The 349-nt window shown below is 68.5% G+C and carries 1 protein-coding gene; it reads left to right on the top strand.

Annotated features, from left to right (window positions below):
* The coding region (locus MOV80_RS23350) for an AMP-binding protein (RefSeq protein ID WP_249605570.1) at positions 1–349 on the top strand (349 nt) is incomplete at both ends.

Genomic DNA, 349 nt, shown 5'->3' with positions numbered 1-349 from the left:
GCTGGCCAGTCTGGAGCCCTGGTTCCAACAACGCGGCGATCAACGGCCCGAGCTGGTCAATATGTACGGCATCACCGAAACCACCGTGCACGTCACCCAGCGCGCTATCCGCCAGGCCGATCTCGACGCTCGCAAAGGACAGGTCATCGGCCCGCCGATTCCCGATCTGGCCTTCCATCTGCTGGACCGCTTCCTGCAGCCAGTGCCCATCGGCGTGCCCGGCGAGATCTACGTCGGCGGCCCCGGCGTCGCTCGCGGCTACTGGAACCGCCCGGCGCTGACCGCCGCCCGCTTCCTGCCCAATCCCTTCGCCGCCGACGGCTCCCGCCTGTATCGCTCCGGCGATCTC

Origin of the sequence: Chromobacterium sp. IRSSSOUMB001 (assembly GCF_023507765.1) — a bacterium.
Taxonomy (GTDB): domain Bacteria; phylum Pseudomonadota; class Gammaproteobacteria; order Burkholderiales; family Chromobacteriaceae; genus Chromobacterium; species Chromobacterium haemolyticum.
This window is presented reverse-complemented; position numbering and strand designations above follow the sequence as displayed.